15 protein-coding genes and 1 pseudogene are annotated in these 20,803 nt (G+C 60.0%); 6 read left to right on the forward strand and 10 right to left on the reverse strand.

Going from position 1 to position 20,803, the window contains the following annotated elements:
• Nucleotides 1-3: 3 nt before the first annotated feature.
• Nucleotides 4-1,200 carry an amino acid aminotransferase gene (locus PPTH39_RS03140; protein WP_130871575.1) on the reverse strand — a complete coding sequence of 399 codons (1,197 nt, stop codon included), beginning with the start codon at nt 1,198-1,200 and terminating at the stop codon, nt 4-6.
• Between the two features lie 323 nt (nt 1,201-1,523).
• Between PPTH39_RS03140 and uvrB the strand changes: the two genes are divergently transcribed.
• A complete protein-coding gene (uvrB, locus tag PPTH39_RS03145; RefSeq protein WP_095000466.1) occupies nt 1,524-3,539 on the forward strand; it encodes an excinuclease ABC subunit UvrB in 2,016 nt (671 codons plus the stop codon).
• Between the two features lie 113 nt (nt 3,540-3,652).
• Here uvrB and PPTH39_RS03150 read toward each other — a convergent pair whose 3' ends face one another.
• Entirely contained in the window at nt 3,653-4,075 is a 423-nt protein-coding gene (locus PPTH39_RS03150; RefSeq protein ID WP_095024768.1) for a RidA family protein, read from the reverse strand.
• Between the two features lie 146 nt (nt 4,076-4,221).
• Between PPTH39_RS03150 and PPTH39_RS03155 the strand changes: the two genes are divergently transcribed.
• Nucleotides 4,222-5,373, forward strand: a complete 1,152-nt coding sequence (locus PPTH39_RS03155) for an MFS transporter (protein ID WP_130871576.1) — start codon at nt 4,222-4,224, stop codon at nt 5,371-5,373.
• Nucleotides 5,374-5,487: 114 nt separating this feature from the next.
• Here the strand turns inward: PPTH39_RS03155 and PPTH39_RS03160 are convergent, their stop codons facing one another.
• The 8 genes from PPTH39_RS03160 to PPTH39_RS03195 all read right to left on the reverse strand — a co-directional run bounded on the left by PPTH39_RS03160 (nt 5,488) and on the right by PPTH39_RS03195 (nt 16,198).
• Nucleotides 5,488-7,908 (reverse strand): TonB-dependent siderophore receptor, encoded by a 2,421-nt coding sequence (locus PPTH39_RS03160; protein ID WP_095018161.1) that lies wholly within the window; start codon nt 7,906-7,908, stop codon nt 5,488-5,490.
• Nucleotides 7,909-8,064: 156 nt separating this feature from the next.
• Nucleotides 8,065-9,042, reverse strand: coding sequence for a FecR family protein (locus PPTH39_RS03165; RefSeq protein WP_130871577.1), 978 nt, complete (start codon nt 9,040-9,042; stop codon nt 8,065-8,067).
• 23 nt (nt 9,043-9,065) lie between these two features.
• Nucleotides 9,066-9,560, reverse strand: a complete 495-nt coding sequence (locus PPTH39_RS03170) for a sigma-70 family RNA polymerase sigma factor (RefSeq protein ID WP_095000470.1) — start codon at nt 9,558-9,560, stop codon at nt 9,066-9,068.
• A gap of 84 nt (nt 9,561-9,644) precedes the next feature.
• Nucleotides 9,645-10,964: an MFS transporter gene (locus PPTH39_RS03175; protein WP_130871578.1), complete on the reverse strand. Its 1,320-nt coding sequence runs from the start codon at nt 10,962-10,964 to the stop codon at nt 9,645-9,647.
• 80 nt (nt 10,965-11,044) lie between these two features.
• Nucleotides 11,045-12,475: an efflux transporter outer membrane subunit gene (locus PPTH39_RS03180; protein WP_130871579.1), complete on the reverse strand. Its 1,431-nt coding sequence runs from the start codon at nt 12,473-12,475 to the stop codon at nt 11,045-11,047.
• Nucleotides 12,472-13,536, reverse strand: coding sequence for an HlyD family secretion protein (locus PPTH39_RS03185; protein ID WP_095000473.1), 1,065 nt, complete (start codon nt 13,534-13,536; stop codon nt 12,472-12,474). Before PPTH39_RS03185 ends, PPTH39_RS03180 begins: the two co-directional genes overlap by 4 nt.
• The gene (locus PPTH39_RS03190) at nt 13,533-15,071 is read right to left on the reverse strand and encodes an MFS transporter (RefSeq protein ID WP_130871580.1); all 1,539 of its coding nucleotides are present in this window, start codon (nt 15,069-15,071) and stop codon (nt 13,533-13,535) included. Before PPTH39_RS03190 ends, PPTH39_RS03185 begins: the two co-directional genes overlap by 4 nt.
• Before the next feature lie 218 nt (nt 15,072-15,289).
• Nucleotides 15,290-16,198: a LysR family transcriptional regulator gene (locus tag PPTH39_RS03195; protein ID WP_095018077.1), complete on the reverse strand. Its 909-nt coding sequence runs from the start codon at nt 16,196-16,198 to the stop codon at nt 15,290-15,292.
• 315 nt (nt 16,199-16,513) lie between these two features.
• On the opposite strand from PPTH39_RS03195, the gene PPTH39_RS03200 reads away from it, so the two are divergent.
• The 4 genes and pseudogenes from PPTH39_RS03200 to PPTH39_RS03215 all read left to right on the forward strand — a co-directional run bounded on the left by PPTH39_RS03200 (nt 16,514) and on the right by PPTH39_RS03215 (nt 20,727).
• A complete protein-coding gene (locus PPTH39_RS03200) occupies nt 16,514-17,614 on the forward strand; it encodes an FUSC family protein (RefSeq protein ID WP_130871581.1) in 1,101 nt (366 codons plus the stop codon).
• 432 nt (nt 17,615-18,046) lie between these two features.
• Nucleotides 18,047-18,349, forward strand: coding sequence for an urease subunit gamma (locus PPTH39_RS03205; protein ID WP_016781195.1), 303 nt, complete (start codon nt 18,047-18,049; stop codon nt 18,347-18,349).
• Between the two features lie 54 nt (nt 18,350-18,403).
• A pseudogene (locus tag PPTH39_RS03210) lies at nt 18,404-18,805 on the forward strand (urease subunit beta); the annotation flags it as partial.
• A gap of 203 nt (nt 18,806-19,008) precedes the next feature.
• Complete coding sequence (locus PPTH39_RS03215; RefSeq protein WP_095000477.1) at nt 19,009-20,727, forward strand: urease subunit alpha; 1,719 nt, start codon at nt 19,009-19,011, stop codon at nt 20,725-20,727.
• The last annotated feature ends 76 nt before the right edge of the window (nt 20,728-20,803 follow it).

Consider the following 20,803-nt stretch of genomic DNA (forward strand, 5'->3'; position numbering starts at 1 on the left):
TATTCAGATGACCTGAACAATGGCGTCGGTTACCGCCTCAATGTTGCGCTGGTTCAAAGAAGCCACGCAGATTCGGCCGGTATCAAGGGCATAAATACCGAATTCGGTACGCAGACGCGTTACTTGTTCAACGGTCAGACCGGAGTACGAGAACATGCCACGCTGACGTGCAACAAAGCTTAAGTCATGCCCAGGAGCCTTTTTCGACAGCAGCTCAACCATTTGCAGACGCATGCCACGAATGCGCAGGCGCATTTCTGCCAGCTCGTCTTCCCACATCGCACGCAGCTCAGGGTTGTTAAGCACGGCTGCAGCAATGGTTGCACCGTGAGTCGGCGGGTTGGAGTAGTTGGTACGGATCACGCGCTTGACCTGGGACAGCACACGGGCGCTCTCTTCCTTCGATTCGGTGATGATCGACAGTGCACCGACACGCTCGCCGTACAGAGAAAACGACTTGGAGAACGAGCTGGAAACAAAGAAGCTCAGGCCCGAGCCGGCGAACAGGCGCACTGCAGCTGCGTCTTCGTCGATGCCGTCGCCAAAGCCCTGGTAGGCCATGTCCAGGAACGGGATCAGGCCTTTGGCCTTGACCACGTCCAGCACGTTCTGCCAGTCGGCCGGGGTCAGGTCGACACCGGTCGGGTTGTGGCAGCAAGCGTGCAGCACAACAATGGAGCCGGCGGGCAAGGCATTCAGATCTTCGAGCATGCCGGAACGGTTGACGTCATGGCTGGCGGCGTCGTAGTAACGGTAGTTCTGCACCGGAAAACCGGCAGCTTCAAACAGTGCACGGTGGTTTTCCCAGCTTGGATCGCTGATCGCGACTACTGCGCCTGGCTGCAGTTGCTTAAGGAAGTCAGCACCGATTTTCAGCGCGCCCGTACCGCCAACGGCTTGAGTGGTGATCACCCGGCCAGCTGCCAGCAACGGCGACTCGGCACCGAACAACAGCTTTTGCACGGCCTGGTCGTAGGCGGCAATACCATCGATCGGCAAATAACCGCGCGACGCGTGCTGGGCAACCCGGATCGTTTCGGCTTCGACAACGGCACGCAAGAGCGGAATTCGTCCCTCTTCGTTGCAGTAAACACCAACCCCCAGGTTCACTTTGCTGGTACGGGTATCGGCGTTGAATGCTTCGTTGAGGCCCAGGATAGGATCGCGTGGTGCCATTTCGACAGCGGAGAACAGGCTCATTATTACGGCGGCTCTGAATGGGGAATGGAGGGGGTGACAACGCTCCAGCCGATTGCACTAGAGCGGTGCACAAACGGGGAGCAAGTATAAGCCCGATCAGGATTCGGGCAACAGCCTATTGCCGGTTTTACCCAAGTATTTGAGTTTATTTTCAGGCCACTGGTCTAATTGCAATCTTTGCCGATATGCCCGTATCAGAGCTGTACCTTGAAACAGTCGGACATGACCTCCATATTTAGCCGTATCCTGTTTTTTCCTGCGGCCTGAGTCGCATGCACTTATAAAGGCTACTGCTTTTATAGAAGCAAACCCTGAGGTCCTTCATGCCCGATTTTCAGCTTGTTACCCGCTTCAAGCCCGCAGGCGATCAACCCGAAGCCATTCGCCAGATGATTGAAGGCATCGAAGCCGGCCTGTCGCACCAGACCCTGCTCGGGGTAACCGGTTCGGGCAAGACGTTCAGCATTGCCAACGTGATCGCCCATGTGAACCGCCCCACCCTGGTGCTGGCGCCCAATAAAACCCTGGCTGCCCAGCTGTACGGCGAGTTCAAGTCATTCTTCCCGAACAACGCGGTGGAGTACTTCGTCTCGTACTATGACTACTACCAGCCCGAAGCGTACGTGCCCTCCTCCGATACCTTTATCGAGAAGGATGCCTCGATCAACGACCATATCGAGCAGATGCGCCTGTCCGCAACCAAGGCCCTGCTGGAGCGCAAGGACGCGATCATCGTTACCACGGTGTCGTGCATTTATGGCCTGGGCAGCCCCGAGACCTATCTGAAGATGGTGTTGCACGTCGACCGTGGCGACAAGCTCGACCAGCGCGAGTTGCTGCGCCGCCTGGCCGATCTGCAATACACCCGCAACGATATGGACTTTGCCCGCGCCACCTTCCGCGTGCGCGGCGATGTGATCGACATCTATCCTGCCGAATCGGATCTGGAGGCGGTGCGCATCGAACTGTTCGATGATGAAGTCGAAAGCATCAGTGCCTTTGACCCGCTGACCGGCGAAGTCATCCGCAAGATGCCGCGCTTTACCTTCTACCCCAAGAGCCACTATGTGACACCGCGCGAAACCCTGCTCGACGCCGTGGAAGGGATCAAGGAAGAACTCAAGGAGCGGCTCGAATACCTGCGGGCCAACAACAAGCTGGTCGAGGCCCAGCGCCTGGAACAGCGCACCCGCTTCGATCTGGAAATGATCATGGAGCTGGGTTACTGCAACGGCATCGAAAACTACTCGCGCTACCTTTCGGGCCGCGAGTCCGGGGCCCCGCCACCGACCCTGTTCGACTACCTGCCGGCCGACGCGCTGCTGGTGATCGACGAGTCTCACGTCAGCGTGCCGCAAGTGGGCGCCATGTACAAAGGCGACCGTTCGCGTAAAGAGACCCTGGTGGAATATGGCTTCCGCCTGCCCTCGGCACTGGACAACCGGCCGATGCGTTTTGACGAATGGGAACGCATCAGCCCGCAGACCATTTTTGTTTCCGCCACCCCTGGCAACTACGAAGCCGAACATTCGGGCCGCGTGGTCGAGCAGGTGGTGCGCCCCACCGGCCTGGTCGATCCGCAGATCGAAGTGCGTCCGGCCCTCACCCAGGTCGACGATTTGCTCTCCGAGATTGCCAAGCGCGTGGCGCTGGAAGAGCGTGTGCTGGTCACCACCCTGACCAAACGCATGTCCGAAGACCTCACCGATTACCTGGCCGACCATGGCGTGCGGGTACGCTATCTGCACTCGGATATCGACACCGTGGAGCGCGTCGAAATCATCCGCGATCTGCGCCTGGGCGTATTTGACGTGCTGGTGGGGATCAACCTGCTGCGTGAAGGGCTGGACATGCCCGAGGTGTCGCTGGTGGCGATCCTGGACGCCGACAAGGAGGGCTTCCTGCGCTCCGAACGCTCGTTGATCCAGACCATTGGCCGGGCGGCGCGTAACCTCAATGGCCGGGCGATTCTGTACGCTGATCGCATCACCGGCTCGATGGAACGCGCCATTGGCGAGACCGAACGCCGGCGCGAGAAACAGATCGCTTTCAACCTCGCCAACGGCATTACGCCCAAAGGCGTGTTCAAGGATGTCGCGGATATCATGGAGGGTGCGGTGGTGCCGGGTTCGCGCAGCAAAAAGCGCAAAGGCATGGCCAAGGCCGCGGAAGAAAACGCCAAGTACGAGAACGAGCTGCGCTCGCCCAGCGAGATCAGCAAGCGCATTCGCCAACTGGAAGAAAAAATGTACGCCCTGGCCCGCGATCTCGAGTTCGAGGCGGCGGCGCAAATGCGCGACGAAATCGGCAAACTGCGCGAGCGGTTATTGCAGGTTTAACGCCCCACATTGTCCCTGTGGGAGCGGGCTTGCTCGCGATTGGATCGATGCGGTGTATCAGGTAAACCGCGCCGTTTCTATCGCGAGCAAGCCCGCTCCCACAGGGCAATCTCTCAGACGGCTACCGCCGCTACCGCCTCGACCTCAAACAACATCTCATCCAGCGCCAGGCGCGGCACCGGGATCAAGGTGCAGGCCGGGGCCGGCAGCTCCCCCCATACCCGCTTCACTTCGGCGCCCAAAATCTGTAAGCGCTCCAGGCTGTGATCCACGATCAATACGGTGATCTTGGCCACGTCCTTGATCTGTGCATCGGCCGCTGCCAGGGCGATCTGCAGGTTGGCAAAGGCCTGGCGCACCTGCTCGGCGAAGTCCGTCGACAGCTCACTGTCGGCGTTCTCGCCGCCCTGGCCGGCGGTGTACACCAGCCGCACATTCGCGGCCACACGGGCAACATGGGAGTAACCGTTGGGCGCAGGGTCATACAGCCCGACGGGGTTGAGCAACAGCACTGCGGAGTCAGAATTCTTGTCCATAAAATACGCACCAGTGGCAGTGGGATAAGCAAGCGCGCTATTCAACCACTCTCGCCAAGCCGTACGCCAGCGCCCTCGCGACACAGGCCGCAAATATGCAAGGATGTTACGCCGCAGCGCACCAAAGCCGTTTTCCAAGGATGACCATGACTGCCATCACCACCCAAATGCCCCTTGTGCCGGGGCGCCTCGAACAAATGTCGACCCGCATTGCCTTTTTCATCGCCGGTTTTGGCCTCGCCGCCTGGGCGCCACTGGTGCCCTACGCCAAAGCCCGTGCGGGACTGGACGAGGCCACTTTGGGCTTGTTATTGCTGTGCCTGGGCGCGGGCTCAATCCTGGCGATGCCCATTGCCGGCATCCTCGCCAGCCGTTATGGCTGCCGCCGGGTGCTGGTGGGCGGCACGCTGTTGATCTGCCTCGCGCTGCCACTGCTGGCGACGGTCAGTGCCATACCGCTACTGATCGCCACACTCTTCTTGTTTGGCGCTGGGCTCGGCGCCGTCGACTCCACCGTCAACTTGCAGGCCGTGATCGTCGAGCGTGCCAGCGGGCGCACCATGATGTCGGGTTTTCACGGGCTGTTCAGCGTCGGCGGGATTGCCGGCGCGGCCGGGGTCAGCGCCCTGCTGGCGCTGGGCCTGACGCCGCTGTGGGCGATTGTGGTGGTGATTGCATTGATCCTCGCAGCCCTGCTCAAGGCTGCTCCGCACCTGCTGCCTTATGGCAGCGAAAGCAACGGTCCGGCGTTTGCCGTGCCCCACGGCGTGGTGCTCTTTATCGGCTTGCTGTGCTTTACCGTGTTCCTGGCCGAAGGCGCAATGCTCGACTGGAGCGCCGTATCCCTGACCTCCGAGAAAGGCATTGGCGATGCCTATGCCGGGCTGGGTTATGCCGCGTTTGCCTTGACCATGACCGCGGGCCGACTGATGGGCGATACCATCGTCAAGCGTCTGGGTGCGCGGCTGGTGATTGTCCTGGGTGGGTTGTTTGCCGCCGCGGGCATGGCCCTGGCAACCCTGGCACCGAACTGGGAGTCAGCATTGCTCGGTTATGCGCTGGTGGGCGCAGGGTGTTCGAATATCGTGCCGGTGCTGTACACCGCCGTGGGCAAACAGACCGTAATGCCGGAGCATATCGCCGTGCCAGCCATTACCACCCTGGGGTATGCGGGGATTCTGGCAGGGCCTGCGGCCATCGGCTTTATCGCCCATGCCAGCAGCCTGGGCGCGGCCTTTTTGCTGATCACCGCCATGCTGATAGCCGTAGCCATCAGCGGGCGGATTTTGCGGGTTTAGAGCGAGCCCCTCACCCCAGCCCTCTCCCGGCGGTAGAGGGGGCCGATGGGTGGTGTTGCACAAATTTGCTTCTGCTTTTAGTCCCCTCTCCCTCCGGGAGAGGGGGCTTTTGGGTTAAAAACCCACACTCGCCTGCACAAAGAACGTACGCGGCTCGCCCAGGTAAATCCCCGCGTTGTTGTCGCTGGAGCGGGTGTAGTACTCCTGGTTGAACAGGTTCTTGATCCCCGCTCCCACTTTCAGGTTTGACGCTTCAGGGCCGAAGTCGTAACCGACTCGGGTGCTCCAGGTCGCATACCCAGGAATATCGCCGTACTGGCCATCCGGGGTCGGATCAGTGATGTACACCCCGCCAGTGCCCGGCGCGTGCTGCTGGGACTGGGCAAACATGTCCAGGTTGTAGGTCCAGCGGTTGACCACGTAACGCGCCCCGAGGTTGACCACCTGGCGCGAATACAGCGGCAGATCACGCCCTTTGAAGTTGGGGATGTCACCCTCGGACGTCGCCTTGGTGTAGGTAAAGCCCGCATTGACCGACAGGCCGTCAAGGCGTGCGTCCAGTGCCGACATATCGTAGTGAACCGAGGTCTCGATACCCTGGTGCCTGGTCGCGCCCAGGTTGGTCCAGCCCACATCGTTGCTCACATATTGCAACTCGTCGGCAAAGTCGATGTAGAACAGCGTCACCTCACCGCCCCATACACCATTGTCGTAACGCGTACCCAGTTCATAGGTCTTGGCCTTTTCAGGACGCAAACCTGCTGCGGTCGCATCGCCGACACCGCCCTGGCCCAGCTGGAAGTACTGCAGGCTGCCGAACGAGGTCTCGTAGTTGGCAAACAGTTTCCACGCGTCCGACAGGTGATACATCACGCTCAGGGCCGGCAGTGCTTCGCTGCTGTCGATGCTGCGGTTTTTTTCCTGCACTGGTTTGCCGTTATTGCCCAGTACCGGGCGGTCGTGCCAGTTGGTGCTGATCCGCTCAAAGCGGATACCCGGGGTGACCGTCCAGTTGCCCACATCGATCTTGTCATCGATATAGAACGCGTTGGCCTCGGTGCCACCTGTGCGATCCTGATACACATGACCGTCTGCCCCGGGCCCCGGCACAGGCACGTTATTGACCAGGTACACCTGGCTGGCCTCTTCATGCATCGCCTCTTTGAGGTAGCGATAGCCCAGCCCCACTTCCTGCGTGACCGGCCCCAGGGTGAACACATGGGACACCCGCGGCTCGATACCGAAGGTGTGGTAACTGCGCGGATACGAAGCCAGGGTTTGCAGATTGCGGGCTGCAATGTTGCTGCCACGGAAGCTGTCGGTGTAATAGGTCAGGACTTCAAACTGGGTCTGGTCGTCGATCTGACGCAGGTACTTGAAGGACACATCCTTGCGTCGCCCGGTAAAGTTGTCGTAGTCACGCAGCGACTGGTACGGGTCAGCGTCAAACTGCTTTTGGGTCAGGCCACCGGGCATGTCCGCGGTGGCGTCGTAGTAGTGGAAATTGAGGGTGAAATCATCCTGGTCGGTGGGTGCCCAGTGGGTCTTGAGCAAGACGTCATCGATATCGTTGTCGTTGTTGCGCGCGCGATAGCCATCACCCTTGACTCCGGAATACAGCAATGCAGCACCGATACCGTTATCCGCCGTGCCGCCGAGAAATGCCGATTCAATATGTTTCCAGCCACCACGCTCGGAGGTTTCCAGGGTTGTGCCGACCTCGCCCTGGAAGGTCTCGGGGATGGCCCGGGTCACAAAGTTGATCACCCCGCCCACGTTTTGCGGCCCGTAGCGCACCGAGCCGGCACCGCGTACCACGTCGATGCTGTCCAGGTTGCCCGATGAAATCGGTGCCATCGACAATTGTGGCTGGCCGTAGGGTGCAAACGCTGCCGGAATACCGTCAATCAGGACGGTGGAGCGCGGTGACAGACGCGACGTCAAACCCCGCACCCCCACGTTCAGCGAGATATCACTGCCGCCCGTGCCGTTGGACTCCTGCACCTGAACACCCGGGATACGCTTGAGGGCATCACTGACGTTCATCGTGCCCTGCTCGACCATCGCTTCGCGACGCACCACTGTCCGCGCCCCCGGGTGGTTCTGCACCACCGCGTCATTGGCATCGCTCAGCCAGTTGCCAACCACCTTTACATCCACCGGCCCCAGTTCCAGCGGCCCGGACGCTGGCGCAGCAGCACTGACCGTGGGCGCCGCACGCAGGGTTACAGCATCACCGTCAAGCTCGTAGCTCAAGCCACTGTCCTGCAGCAGTCGGGCCAGCGCCTGTTCTGGCGACAGGTTGCCATTCACCGCCGGAGCCTGCTTGCCAGCCACCAGCTGCGGGCTGAAAAACACTTGCAATGCCGTTTGCTGCGCCAGTTGGCTCAGGGCCGAGCCCAGGGGCTGAGATTGAATATGGATCACAGCCGGCGCAGATTCGCCAGCAAAAGCACAGGGCATTGCCGCGCTCACCGCCAGGGCCAACGCCAGCGGTAGCAGGCGCGTCCGGGCGACAGAAGATGGAATGCTCAGGGGTGTTTCAAGCGAGGATAGTCGCCCACGAAGATTGTTGTTTTTCACGTCGAGTCTTGCCCTATGGATCGCACTTGAGTGCAACTGTTAATACAAACCAGTTGCAGTTGATCAAGAAGACGAAGAACTCGAAAAAAACCTGAATCCCCAGCGCAATTATTTTCTGGCAATGATCTCCTGGCTGCCATCTGCGCGGGTTTTGATAGCCACCGGGAGGATCTGCGGCAACGCCTTGAGCAGGGCATCGGTGTCATCGGTTTTGAATACGCTGGAAAGCCGCATTTGCGCCAGCGCTGGGGTGCTGACGTGCAGCGGCTTGTCGCGATAGCGCGAGACCTCGGCGGCCACCTCGCCCAGACTGACATCTTCAAATACCAGTTGCCCCTTGCGCCAGGCCGTCAGCGCCCCGGTATTAACTGCCTGCGCGGCCGCTACATGGCCCCGGGCATCGACCACGGTACCCAACCCGGCAGTCAGGTTGACCTGTGCATCCGGATTGCCTCCCTGGACCCGCACATGCCCTGATTCCACCGCAACCCGCGTCTGCTCGGCTTCGCGCAGCACATCAAAACGGGTACCGGTCACCGTTACCCTGCCGGCCCCGGCCTGCACCACAAATGGCCGCTCCGGATCATGGGCCACACTGAACATGGCTTCGCCCTGCTCCAGTTCAACATTGCGCTGCTCACGCGCAAAGCTGACGCGCACACGGCTGCGACCATTGAGTTCAATGCTCGAGCCATCAGGCAAATCAAGGGTGCGCTGCTCTCCCAACACCGTGGCAAATTCGGCGTGATAACCCGCCGACGACTGCAGTTGCATCCATACACCCGCCCCCGCCGCCACGGCCACAATACCTGCGGCCAGCCCGCAAGCCAGTAACGAAAGGCGTGTCGGCTTCGCCACCGGCACTTCACACAGCGCCCGCATGCGGGCCCGGGGCAAGAGATCGGCGGCTGACCACAGGCTGGCCAGCCACTGATACTCCGCCTCATGGCTGGCATGCTGCGTACGCCAGGCTTCAAACTCGGCCTGCTCGCACGCACCCAGGGTTTGTGCTTGCACCCGGGTAAACCAGGTGGCCGCCGCATCACGCACGTTGGCGCTGCCACAGGTACAGTCTCGTGTATCCATCCTGCAATCCTTTACCGATGTCATCACGGCGCCTCCACCCGTTCACGCAGATGGCGCAGGGTGCGGATCATATACTTTTCCACCATGTTCCTGGACAGCCCCAGGCGTTCGGCAATCTCGGCCTGGGTCAGGCCTTCGATTTTCTGCCAGACGAAAACCTTGCGACAATTGAGCGGCAGTTCCTGCAAAGCCCTTTCGACCGACTCAGCCAACTGGATAGCGCGCATATACTGCTCCGGATCGCCGGTTTGCGACGAACTTGGGGGAACGGCAGCCAGCTCCTTGGCGTCGCGTAACTCCTGGCGGCGAAAACCGTCTACCGCAATATTGCGTGCAGTCTGATGCAAATAGGCGCGTGGCTGCTCAACCGCATCCGGGTTGGATTCAAGCACGCGGACAAAGGTGTCATGGGCCAGGTCTTGCGCCTGCTGCCGATTGCGCAGGCGCCGGGTCCAGGTGCCGATCAACTCTTCGTAGTGTTCAAAGAAGCCCGTTCTACGGGGCACTTTCTGAGTCATCGCACAGGACTGCACAGGTGGGGCGCGAATAGTAATGCTTCCTATTAGAGCCAGCAATCACCCGGATGACAGAAGGTCTTCGCACTACATTTCGGCCTTGGCCAGCAAACGCCTCTCAACCGCTGTAACACCGCTGAAACCGTAACGCCATGCAGTTGACAGGCCCACCAGCCCCATCAGCGCACAAAACCCCAGGCACACCCAGGGACTCCACGGCATCAGCGCGATCAGCAGCAACGGCGTGGTACTGGCCCAAAGCGCATAGGCGATATTATAGGTAAAGGAAATCCCCGAAACCCGGATCGGGGCCGGGAACAGTCCGACCATCACCGACGGCACCACCCCGACAATCCCGCAGGTCAAGCCGGCGAACGCATAGGCCAGGCCGGGCAAAACCCACTCCCCGACCAGGCTGGCATACAACACGCCAATGCCCAGCGGCAGCAGCAGACTGTACAGTGCGATGCTGCGCCATACGCCGATACGGTCAACGATTAACCCGGCCAGCACACAGCCTATATTCAAAAATACGATACCCAGGCTGCTCAACGCAAAGGTATGGCTGGCAGTCATGCCGAAGCGCTGCTGCATCACGGTCGGCGTGATAACCACAAACACCACAACGGCACTGGTGAGCACGCAGGTCAGCAGCGCTGCCGGCAGCAATGAAGCCCGGTGCTCGCGCAATACTGTGCGCAAGGGGAACTCGGCCCGGCCCTCTTTACGTTCACGCAGGGCCAGAAACACCGGCGTTTCACTGAGCCAACGGCGCAACCACACGCCAATCACGCCGAACACGCCACCGAGCAGGAACGGAAAGCGCCAGGCGTAATCGAGGATTTCTGCCGGGGTAAACAGCTGTGCCAGCAGTGTGGCGGTCAAGGCCCCGATCAAGTAACCAAAAGTCAGCCCGGCCTGCAAAAAACCAAGGGCAAAGCCGCGGCGACCGGCCGGCGCATGTTCGGCCACAAACACCCAGGCACTGGGCACTTCGCCACCGACCGCTGCGCCCTGCAGGATGCGCAGGGCCAGCAGGATCAGCGGGGCGAAGTAACCGATTTCGGCGTAAGTGGGCATAATGCCGATCAGCAGGCAGGGCAGCGCCATCATCAGGATGCTCAGGCTGAATACCCGTTTGCGCCCCAGGTGATCGGCAAAATGCGCCATCAGAATCCCGCCCAGCGGACGCGCCAGATAGCCGGTCACAAAAATCCCGAAGCTTTGCAGCAGACGCAGCCATTCGGGCATGTCCGGGGGAAAAAACAGCTGGCTGAGGGTCAGGGCAAAGAACACGAAAATGATAAAATCGTAGATCTCCAGCGCCCCGCCCAGGGCCGCAAGGCCCAGGGTTTTATAGTCGGAACGGGTAAAGCGCACCGTTGTGGTTTGAGTATCGGCAGACATAAATAGGCTCAATATGAACGGGACACGCCTATATTGGCGTTTGCGGTCGAGGGCGCGAGCATAGCAAAACCTGTGGGCAACTACCCCTGCCACCCCCCACCCAGCGCCGCAAACACATCCACCAGGGACAACGAGACCTGCGCAGTGCTGTCCACCAGCGCCGCTTCGTTGGCCAGCAACGCGTTTTGCACCGTGAATACGTTGAGAAAGTCCACCGTACCCTGGGCATATTGCTGGTGCACGCTGTCCAGCGCCCGCTGGCTATGCATCACCGCCTGCTGCAGGCTGTCGCGCCGGCGCTGGCTGGCCTGATACGCCACCAGCGTATCGTCCACCTCATGCCAGGCGCGCAATACGGTTTGCTGGTAGGCAATGCCCGCCTCCTGCTGGCGCCCTTCCTGCAACTGCAAGGCCCCTTGCAAACGCCCGCCCTCGAACAACGGTACGCTCAAGCCCGGGCCGAATGCAAAACTGCGCGACCCCCAACTGCCCAGATCCGACAGCTGCGTGGCTTGAAAACCGATACTGCCGGACAGGGTAATCCGCGGATAGAAGTCCGCCTCGGCCATGCCGATCGCTGCAGTGGCTGCATGCAATCGGGCCTCGGCACGACGAATATCGGGCCGCCGTTGCGCCAATTCGCTGGGCAGACCGATCGGCACATCGGCGCCATAGGCCGGCACCCCTGCCGCTGCGCTCAATTGTGCCTGCAAGGCTCTCGGCTCGCGGGCCAGCAGCAAGCCGAGAGCATTGATCAACTGTGCACTGCGTTGCTGCAAGGGGGCCTGACGTGCTTCGATCTCGGCCACTTGGGCGCCAGCTTCAGACACCTGCAAATCCGTAGCCACGCCCTCCCGCAGCTGCAACCGGGTCAGTTCCAGGCTGCGGCGGGCGATTTGCAGGTTTTGCTCCACCACGGCCAATGCCTGCTGAGTGCCGCGCAACTGAATATAGTGCTGCGCGGTCTGCACGATCACCAACAGTTGCACCGCGTTACGGTCCTGCACCGCCACTTGTACCGAGGCATCAGCCGCTTCCACCGAACGCTTGACCCGGCCCCAGAGGTCAGCCTCCCAACTGAACCCAAGGCCACCATTCCACAGGTTGAAAGCCTGCTTGCCACTGTGCCCGGAAGGGTCACTCAAACCTTTCTGGCTGTTACGGCTCCGACTGTAAGCCGCCGTTGCACCGACCTCGGGCAAGGTGTCGGCGTTGATCTGACGGCGGATAGCCAGGCTTTGTTGCAAGCGGCTTGCAGCCAGTTGCACATCAAAGTTGCGCTGCTGCGCCTCGCGCACCAGCGCCGACAATTGCCTGTCGCCGAAACGGTCCCACCAGTGCAGGTCCACCGCTGTTTGCAGCGCATGGTTGTGCCCCGCCTCAGTGGGTACCGACGCCCAGTTCGCAGGCAACTTGGGCACGGGAGCCTTGAAGTCCGGGCCTACCACGCAACCACTCAGGCTCAGTACGCTGTAACAGGCCACAGCCAGGGCCACTGCAGTTTTGTTCATCGAGTGCTGACCTGCTGATCGTGAGCCATTGCCGTGTCGATGGAGGCATCCACCGACATCCCCAGGCGCAATTGGCTGGCCAGTAACTGCCCGTGATCCAGAGTGACTTTCACCGCAATACGTTGCGCCACTTTGGTGAAGTTGCCCGTGGCGTTATCCGGAGCAATCGCCGAGAACGTCACCCCCGTGGCCGGGGCGATGCTGTCCACGGTGCCTTGCAGGGTCTGCCCCGGAAAACTGTCGACCTTGATCGTCACACGCTGCCCTGCCTGCATGTTGGTGAGCTGGTGCTCGAGAAAGTTGGCCACCACATAGGCGTCGGCCAGCGGCACCACCGCCAGCACGGTGTCGCCGGGTTTGACGTAAGCGCCAAGGCGCACACTGCGACGCCCCACCACACCGTCAAACGGTGCCAGCAGTTGTGTATGCGACAAGTCCAGATCGGCCCGTGCCAGTAAGGCCTCGGCATACTGCACCGAGGCTTGCGCGGCCGTAGCCCGGGCGGCCAGCACCCGGGTTTGCTGGCGAGCAGCTTCCAGTGCAGCCTTGTGCTGTGCCAACTCGGCACGCGCGGTGAGCGAACGGTTTTTCGCCTGCTGGGAGTTCTGCAGCGTGCCTGCGCCCTGCCCGGCCAGATGCTGATAACGCTGCAACTCATGCTCGGCAAATTCGACCTGCGCCAGATCCGCATCGACCGTGGCCTTGGCCTGCTCGATCAACGAACGCTGGCGTTCCAGCATCGCCAGGGCATTGACCCGTTGTGCCTGTGCCGTCGCCACGCTGGCTTGCGCAGCCTGCACGGCAGCGCGGTAGTCCTGCGGATCGATCCGCGCCAGCAACTGACCGGCCTTGACCGGCTGGTTATCCTGCACCAGCACCTCGTCGATAAACCCCGCCACTTTTGGCGCAATCAAGGTGTAATCGGCGCTGACAAAGGCATCATTGGTGTTCTGCACGGTGCCCGTGGCAAAGACCAACCGCCACAACCCGTACAGCACGATCACTGCCAACGCGACTGCGCCGACCAGAACCCAGGGCTTGCGCCCGTTTGTTGTACTCATTTCACAACTCCAGCAGCTGTGCCCGGCGCGTAGATCCGCGTGGGGCCAAAAGGAATTAACACAATCAGAAAAAGCGCCAGGACGGCCATGTACAGATAAAGATCGGAACTGGTCAGCACCACGGCCTGCTGATGAACCCGGCGCGCCAGGTCTGTGCCGGAATTGACCAGCGGCGAGTTGCCCAGCCGATCGAGCAACATGGTTGAGTGGTAGTGCTCGCGATTGAGCGTCAGCACCCCCAGCACACTGCTTGCTGCCACCGCCGAAAACCCTTTGACGGTGTTGAACCAGGCCGATGCAAACGGGCCATCCGCCGGGTTCAGGCCGCCGGTGGCGAGCATCAGCAGAGGAATCACTGCCATGGGCTGGGCGATGATCTGTATCGCCTGCAAGCTGTAAAAATTTTCCCGGTTCCACACCGAGGTAACTTGCGAACCGATGCCGCAGGCCAGCGCCAGCAACCCCAGACCAATGGCCAGCACCCAGCGACAATCGACCCAGCGCAGATTGCACAACGCAACGACCAGTGGCAGCGCAATCAATTGCGGCAAGGCCACCAGCAACATCACCGGCGCGGTTTCGAGGGGGCGATAGCCCTGCACCTGAGCGAGGTAACTGGACGGAATCTTGATCACTGCCAGCAACACAAACAACACCCCGCCCAGCGTCAACAATGCATGGGCAAGATTGCGGATTTTCAGCAGTTGCAGCTTGAAAAACGGCAGCGGATGGGACCACTCATTGATAAAGAACAGCACCATCAGGGCCGTGCCGGCGACGATAAAAAAACGGATCATCGGCGACTCGAACCAGTTCAGGCGCTGACCCAGCTCCAGCGCCAGTACCAGCATGATCAACCCCGGCAAACCCAGGAGCAGGCCGCGCCAGTCAAACTGCTTGAAACGCTCCAGACGCAACGGGTCTTGCGGCAAGCCCCAGGCCACGCAGGCCATCGACAACAGGCCCAGGGGGATGATTTGCCAGAACGCCCATTGCCACCCGGCGTACTCCACCCACCAGGCCGATAACGGCGTGCCGAAGCTGGGCCCGAAAGTGGCCGTCAGCGCATAACTGCCCAGGCCATACAGGCGAATGCCCGGCGGCAGGAAGCGCAACGCCACTGACATCAACATCGGCGGCAAGGCCCCACCGGCAAAGCCTTGCAAGGTGCGCAGCAGCATCAGCGCATCAACATTCGGGGCCAGAGGGCAAAGAATGCCCAACAGTAAAAAGGCGCCGATGGCACACAGGGTAAAACGGCGCAGGGAAAAGGTGGCTGCACACCACGGCGCAAAGGCCATGGCACTGATGGACGTGGCCGAATACACCGCCAGCAGCCAGGTGCTTTCGTCATAACCGATACCCATCGCCCCGCGGATATCGGGCATGGCCACCTTGGTGACATTCTCGTTGAACCCCGACACCAGCACGGCGAGCAAAACGCCCAGCAGACCGGTAAAAATCCGCAGGCCAAACGCCGCACTGCTGGCCGGGGCCGGGGCGGGAGCCACGGCACCCGCAACCAGCGCCGTCACAGCGCAGCTCCAGGCGCCAGACTGCGCCCATGGTCAAACCGCCAATACATGGCTGACTCCGTCGTCTTGATAGATGACAGAAAGTTTAATCAGCCGGCATAGCTATAAAAATTGATAAATAACTAACTGTGGAGTGCGTCAGACGCAACCATTGTAATGTTGACTCCCTCCCCGTAGCAGCAGCCTCGTTCCTTCGGCAGCGGCTACAGAGGTTGCGGTCAAATCACCGCGTTGTCACAAAAGGTCTTGAGGGTACGACGCAGCCAGCGGTGGGCATGGTCGTTGTCCAGCCGCGGATGCCAGGCCTGGACAATATCCACCGGCTGCAGGGTGATCGGCAGCTCGAACGGGCGCAGTTTGAGGCCCAGTGGCTCCAGGTTTTTGAGCAGCACCTGGGGCATCAGCGGCAGGATCAGATCCTCCCCTGCCAGGGCAAAAATCGCCGAGTAGAACGTCGGCGTGGTAAACGACACCCGACGCTCCAGCCCCAGTTCGGCCAGCAGCGCATCAATCGGCCCGCGGGCATGGCCCCTGCGGGACACACTGATGTGGTCAAAACTGGCAAAGCGCCGGGCCGTAACAGGCTCATCGAAAATCGGATGCCCTTCCCGTGCCAACCCCACAAACGGACAGGTAAACAGCCTCTGGACCTTGATATCCGGGCTGAAGCGGTTAGTGGCGCAGATAGTCAGGTCAATGCGACCTTCATTCAGTGCCTCGTCATCAGTAAAACCCTCAGGTACCACCCGCAACGTAGCCTTGGGCATCTCCAGGGCCATTTGCTGGCGCAGTGCTGCGCCATACACACCAAAAAACACGTCATTGGCGCGAATGCTGAACGTACGCTCCAGCTCACGCAAATCACTGTTCTGGCTCTGGGTGAACACCCCGTGCGCCAGCTCCACCACACCGCGCACCTGTTCACGCAACTCCAGTGCACGGGGCGTGGGCACCAGGCCACGCCCTGAACGCACCAGAATGGGGTCGTTCAAGACCTCGCGAATCCGGGTCAGGGTGCGGCTCATGGCCGGGGCACTCAGGTTCATGCGTCGGGCAGCACCCACCACAGAGCCCTCTTCGAGCAAGACATTCAAGGTAACCAGTAGATTCAAGTCAGGTATTTGCATGGAGCAAAGGGTATCGGCTAACGCTCCCCCTGCCTAGCCAACCAGAAATGCACCATTGTTGCGCAGCAGGTAAAACAGTTTCGCTCACTCTTAGCTAGCTAACTAAGAGTAGCATTGATACATTGCCGCTCGTCAGGTTTGCGCCTGACGCTCTCTTTGGTTGAGATTTTTGGCCATTACCGGATCCCCATGATGGTAATGGCCTTTTTTACGCCTGCCGCTTTTCCTGCCCCACAATAGAGCCATCCCCAGTGGTGGACCCGCCAGACCTGAACTACGCTGCCAGCCCAATCCACTACAGCAATTGGGGACTTTATGCGGCTGGGTAAAAAGATTTCGAATCTGGAACAGTTGGTCTGCAAAAATTACCGCTGGATCCACGCCACCCGCATCAGCCTGGCGTTCCTGATTACCTTTGTTGTCATCCGCTTCTTCAAGCTCGACGGCGCCTCCTATGCCCTGATCACCATGCTCATTGTTATGGGACCACAGCCCTACTGGGGCAACGTATTCTCCCGGGCCCTGCAGCGTACCGGCGGCACAGTACTGGGCGCGCTGTCCGGGCTGGTGGCGCTGTATCTGGAGATGCACTCTTTTAGCCTGATGCTGCTCTGGTGCGCGGTGATGATGTTTATTGCCGGCTACCTGACCCTGGGCAAACACCCCTATATGGCCCTGCTGATCGGAGCAACCCTGGCGGTGGTCAGCTGCGCCCCGCCCAATGACATGGAGTCGGCACTCACCCGCAGCGGCTATGTGCTGGCAGGTTCTTTGTTGGCCATGCTCTACACCAGCATTTACCCACAGCGGGCCTATACCGACCTGCGGATCAAGTTCAGCGAGAGCCTGGGCAAGATCAATACCCTGTACTCGCAATACTTCTCCCCGCGAATCCCCGAACGCCCCAATCTGGATGATCAACTGAAGAACGAACTGGACGCGGTCATCAAGTTGCGCAACTACATCACCCCTGCCAGCAACGAAAGCAACCTCAAGCCACAAGTGTTCGAGTCCCTGCAAACCCTGCACCGCAACCTGCTGGCCACCATGAGCCTGATGATTGACGCTTATTGGTCATCACGGGAAAGCCACCTGCTGATCGAAAGCGAGCCCGCCTTGAACGGTCTGCACCAGTTGATCCCGCAAGCGCTCGAATCGCTGCAGAACAAGCTGTGTATGGGCATTTCCAACAACCAGATCAGCGGCGAACTGCGCCAGAAAGCCCACGATCTCAAGGAGCTTGTGCTCAAGAGCCTGGACGGCAAGATCACCGAGACACCCTTTTATGCCTATGTCTGGCTAAGCCTGGAGATGCTCAGGCAATTGACCGAACTCAATGACCAGTTGCATGCCGCGCTGTACCACTGCGGCCATCGGCATTTGTTTAAAAACGACAAGTTTCCCGACGAAAAATAACGTAACACCCACAGCAAAAAAGTTACATCCGACTCATTTAGATGACTTATCGCACTAAAGATGAAGAATCTTCGTACATAAACATGGAGTTTTCAGCGATTAACGACGCTTAAACCACAAACTCAAAACATATAACAAATTGTTTTATAAGAAGTTTTTAACAAAACCTTGTATTTCATATTGTGTCAACAACCTCTGACCCGCACGCCTGCAACACCTGGCCTGCCTGAAATTATGGTCTAGGCTCTGCTCGCACCCGTATTAATGGATTTGAACGGTTGAGCTTATGAAACGACAACAGGCATTAAAAAAACCCACTCACTCGTCAACCCGCCTTCACACGTACCCATCGTGTGGAGTGTTTTGCATGCGCGCACGCCTGAGCGGCACTCCAGAACGTTAATTCTTACCGCACTGTAGATAGGAGGGCTTATGCAGCTCACCCCCAGAGAAGTCGAAAAGCTGATGGTTTACACCCTGTCGGACGTCGCATTCCGGCGCAAGGCTCGCGGCTTGAAATTGAACTATCCAGAGGCTGTTTCAATTATCACCGTGACCGCCCTGGAAGGCGCACGCGATGGCAAGTCGGTTGAGGATGTGATGACCGAGGCCAGCAAAGTACTCACCAAGGATGACGTGATGGAAGGCGTCAGCGACCTTATTCCCAACGTTCAGGTTGAAGCGATTTTCACCGACGGCAGTCGTCTGGTCACGGTCCACGACCCGATCAAGTAACCGTCTGCTTTAAACCCGGTAAACGCAAAACTTTCACGTTTTGAGGAATCAGTCATGAGCACCAAAGAGACAGCAGGCCCGCACCAGGATACTCACCCGAACCACAGCATCCCCCACGCCAAGAACCCCGGTGGCGTCAGCAAGGGCAATGAAGCCGATGTGCCTCTGGGCGGCACGATTTACGCCAGCACGCCCATCACCTTTAACGAAGACCGCCCCGTCACCAAGGTAAAGGTGCGCAACACCGGTGACCGTCCGATCCAGATCGGCTCGCACTTTCACTTCTTTGAAGTCAACCGTGCCCTGGAATTCGACCGCGCCGCCGCCTTTGGCAAACGCCTGAACATCACGGCCACCACAGCCATCCGCTTCGAGCCGGGCGACGAAATCGAAGTGCCGTTGATCCCCTACGGTGGCAAGCAAACGCTTTACGGCTTCAACAACCTGGTCGATGGCTGGGTACCGGACAAGCTCACCAGCAACCATGAGCGCCCGGAAAAACTGCAGGCCATCCAGCGCGCAGTCGATCGCGGCTTCAAGTTCTCCGAGCCGGCCAAGCCGTCCAAGCCCGTCAACGACAAGTAACCACGCATTCTCATACTTTGCACTCGCGCCGTTGAACCATTGACGCTCGCGCGGCATTAGAAAAGGAGCCACCGATGCCAACCATTTCACGCAAAGAATACGCAGGCCTGTTCGGCCCAACCACGGGCGACAAAATCCGCCTGGGTGACACCAACCTGTTTGTCGAGATTGAAAAGGACCTGCGCGGTTACGGTGAAGAATCCGTTTACGGCGGCGGCAAATCCCTGCGCGACGGCATGGGCGCCGACAATACCCTGACCCGTGACAACGGCGTACTGGACCTGGTTATCACCAACGTCACCATCATCGACGCGATCCAGGGCGTAATCAAAGCCGACGTGGGTATCCGTGACGGCAAGATCGTCGGGATCGGCAAAAGCGGCAACCCGGGCATCATGAGCGGCGTGACTCCCGGCCTGGTCGTGGGTGTGAGCACCGACGCCATCTCCGGCGAGCACCTGATCCTGACTGCAGCCGGGATCGACACCCACATTCACTTGATCTCGCCGCAGCAGGCTTACCACGGGCTGTCCAACGGCATCACCACCTTCTTCGGCGGCGGTATCGGCCCTACCGATGGCACCAACGGTACCACCGTGACTGCCGGCCCCTGGAACATCCGCCAGATGCTGCGTTCGCTCGAAGGGCTGCCGATCAACGTCGGCATGCTGGGCAAGGGCAACTCCTTTGGCCGCGAGCCGCTGGCCGAGCAGATCATCGCCGGTGTCGCCGGGCTCAAGGTTCACGAAGACTGGGGCGCAACCTCAAACGCACTGCGCCATGCGCTGCGTACCGCCGACGAGATGGACGTGCAGGTGTCGGTGCACACTGACAGCTTGAACGAATGTGGCTACGTCGAAGACACCATTGATGCTTTCGAAGGTCGCACCATTCACACCTTCCACACGGAAGGCGCCGGTGGTGGTCACGCCCCCGACATCATCAAGGTGGCCAGCCAGAGCAACGTGCTGCCAAGCTCGACCAACCCGACCCTGCCCTACGGCGTCAACAGCCAGGCCGAGCTGTTCGACATGATCATGGTCTGCCACAACCTCAACCCGAACGTGCCGGCTGACGTGTCGTTTGCTGAAAGCCGCGTACGCCCGGAAACCATTGCCGCCGAAAACGTGCTGCAGGACATGGGCGTGATCTCCATGTTTTCCAGTGACTCCCAGGCCATGGGCCGGGTCGGTGAAAACTGGCTGCGGGTGATGCAAACCGCCCATGCGATGAAAGTGTCGCGTGGCAAACTGCCGGAAGACAGCGCCGATAACGACAACTTCCGGGTGCTGCGTTACGTGGCCAAGATCACCATCAACCCGGCACTGGCCCAGGGTATCAGCCATGTGCTGGGCTCGGTGGAAGTCGGCAAGATGGCCGACCTGGTGCTGTGGGATCCGCGCTTCTTCGGGGCCAAACCGAAAATGGTGATCAAGGGCGGCATGATCAACTGGGCCGCCATGGGTGACCCGAACGCCTCTCTGCCAACCCCGCAGCCGGTGTTCTACCGTCCGATGTTCGGTGCCTTCGGCAAGTCCCTGCAAGACACCTGCGTGACCTTCGTGTCGCAGGCGGCGCTGGAAGACGGCGTGAAAGAAAAGGCCGGGCTGGAGCGTCAGGTCATGGCGGTGCGCGGTTGTCGCACCGTGTCCAAAAAGGACCTGGTGCGCAATGACCAGACCCCGCATATCGATGTTGATCCGGAAACTTTCGCGGTAAAAGTCGACGGCGTACACGCCACGTGCAAGCCCATCGATGTGGCCACCATGAACCAGCGTTATTTCTTTGGCTAATGCCTGAACGGGCCGCTACCGGGGGCACCTGCACCCGGTGGCACACGCCCGGCACATGATTCAGGGAAGGAGTTTG

This window comes from Pseudomonas bubulae (genome assembly GCF_900618535.1).
GTDB lineage: Bacteria > Pseudomonadota > Gammaproteobacteria > Pseudomonadales > Pseudomonadaceae > Aquipseudomonas > Aquipseudomonas bubulae.

Coding starts and splice junctions, on each gene's coding strand:
- PPTH39_RS03140 (WP_130871575.1), bottom strand. CDS start 1,200: ATGAGCCTGTTCTCCGCTGTCGAAATGGCACCACGCGATCCTATCCTG.
- uvrB (WP_095000466.1), top strand. CDS start 1,524: ATGCCCGATTTTCAGCTTGTTACCCGCTTCAAGCCCGCAGGCGATCAA.
- PPTH39_RS03150 (WP_095024768.1), bottom strand. CDS start 4,075: ATGGACAAGAATTCTGACTCCGCAGTGCTGTTGCTCAACCCCGTCGGG.
- PPTH39_RS03155 (WP_130871576.1), top strand. CDS start 4,222: ATGACTGCCATCACCACCCAAATGCCCCTTGTGCCGGGGCGCCTCGAA.
- PPTH39_RS03165 (WP_130871577.1), bottom strand. CDS start 9,042: ATGGATACACGAGACTGTACCTGTGGCAGCGCCAACGTGCGTGATGCG.
- PPTH39_RS03170 (WP_095000470.1), bottom strand. CDS start 9,560: ATGACTCAGAAAGTGCCCCGTAGAACGGGCTTCTTTGAACACTACGAA.
- PPTH39_RS03175 (WP_130871578.1), bottom strand. CDS start 10,964: ATGTCTGCCGATACTCAAACCACAACGGTGCGCTTTACCCGTTCCGAC.
- PPTH39_RS03180 (WP_130871579.1), bottom strand. CDS start 12,475: ATGAACAAAACTGCAGTGGCCCTGGCTGTGGCCTGTTACAGCGTACTG.
- PPTH39_RS03185 (WP_095000473.1), bottom strand. CDS start 13,536: ATGAGTACAACAAACGGGCGCAAGCCCTGGGTTCTGGTCGGCGCAGTC.
- PPTH39_RS03195 (WP_095018077.1), bottom strand. CDS start 16,198: ATGCAAATACCTGACTTGAATCTACTGGTTACCTTGAATGTCTTGCTC.
- PPTH39_RS03200 (WP_130871581.1), top strand. CDS start 16,514: ATGCGGCTGGGTAAAAAGATTTCGAATCTGGAACAGTTGGTCTGCAAA.
- PPTH39_RS03205 (WP_016781195.1), top strand. CDS start 18,047: ATGCAGCTCACCCCCAGAGAAGTCGAAAAGCTGATGGTTTACACCCTG.
- PPTH39_RS03215 (WP_095000477.1), top strand. CDS start 19,009: ATGCCAACCATTTCACGCAAAGAATACGCAGGCCTGTTCGGCCCAACC.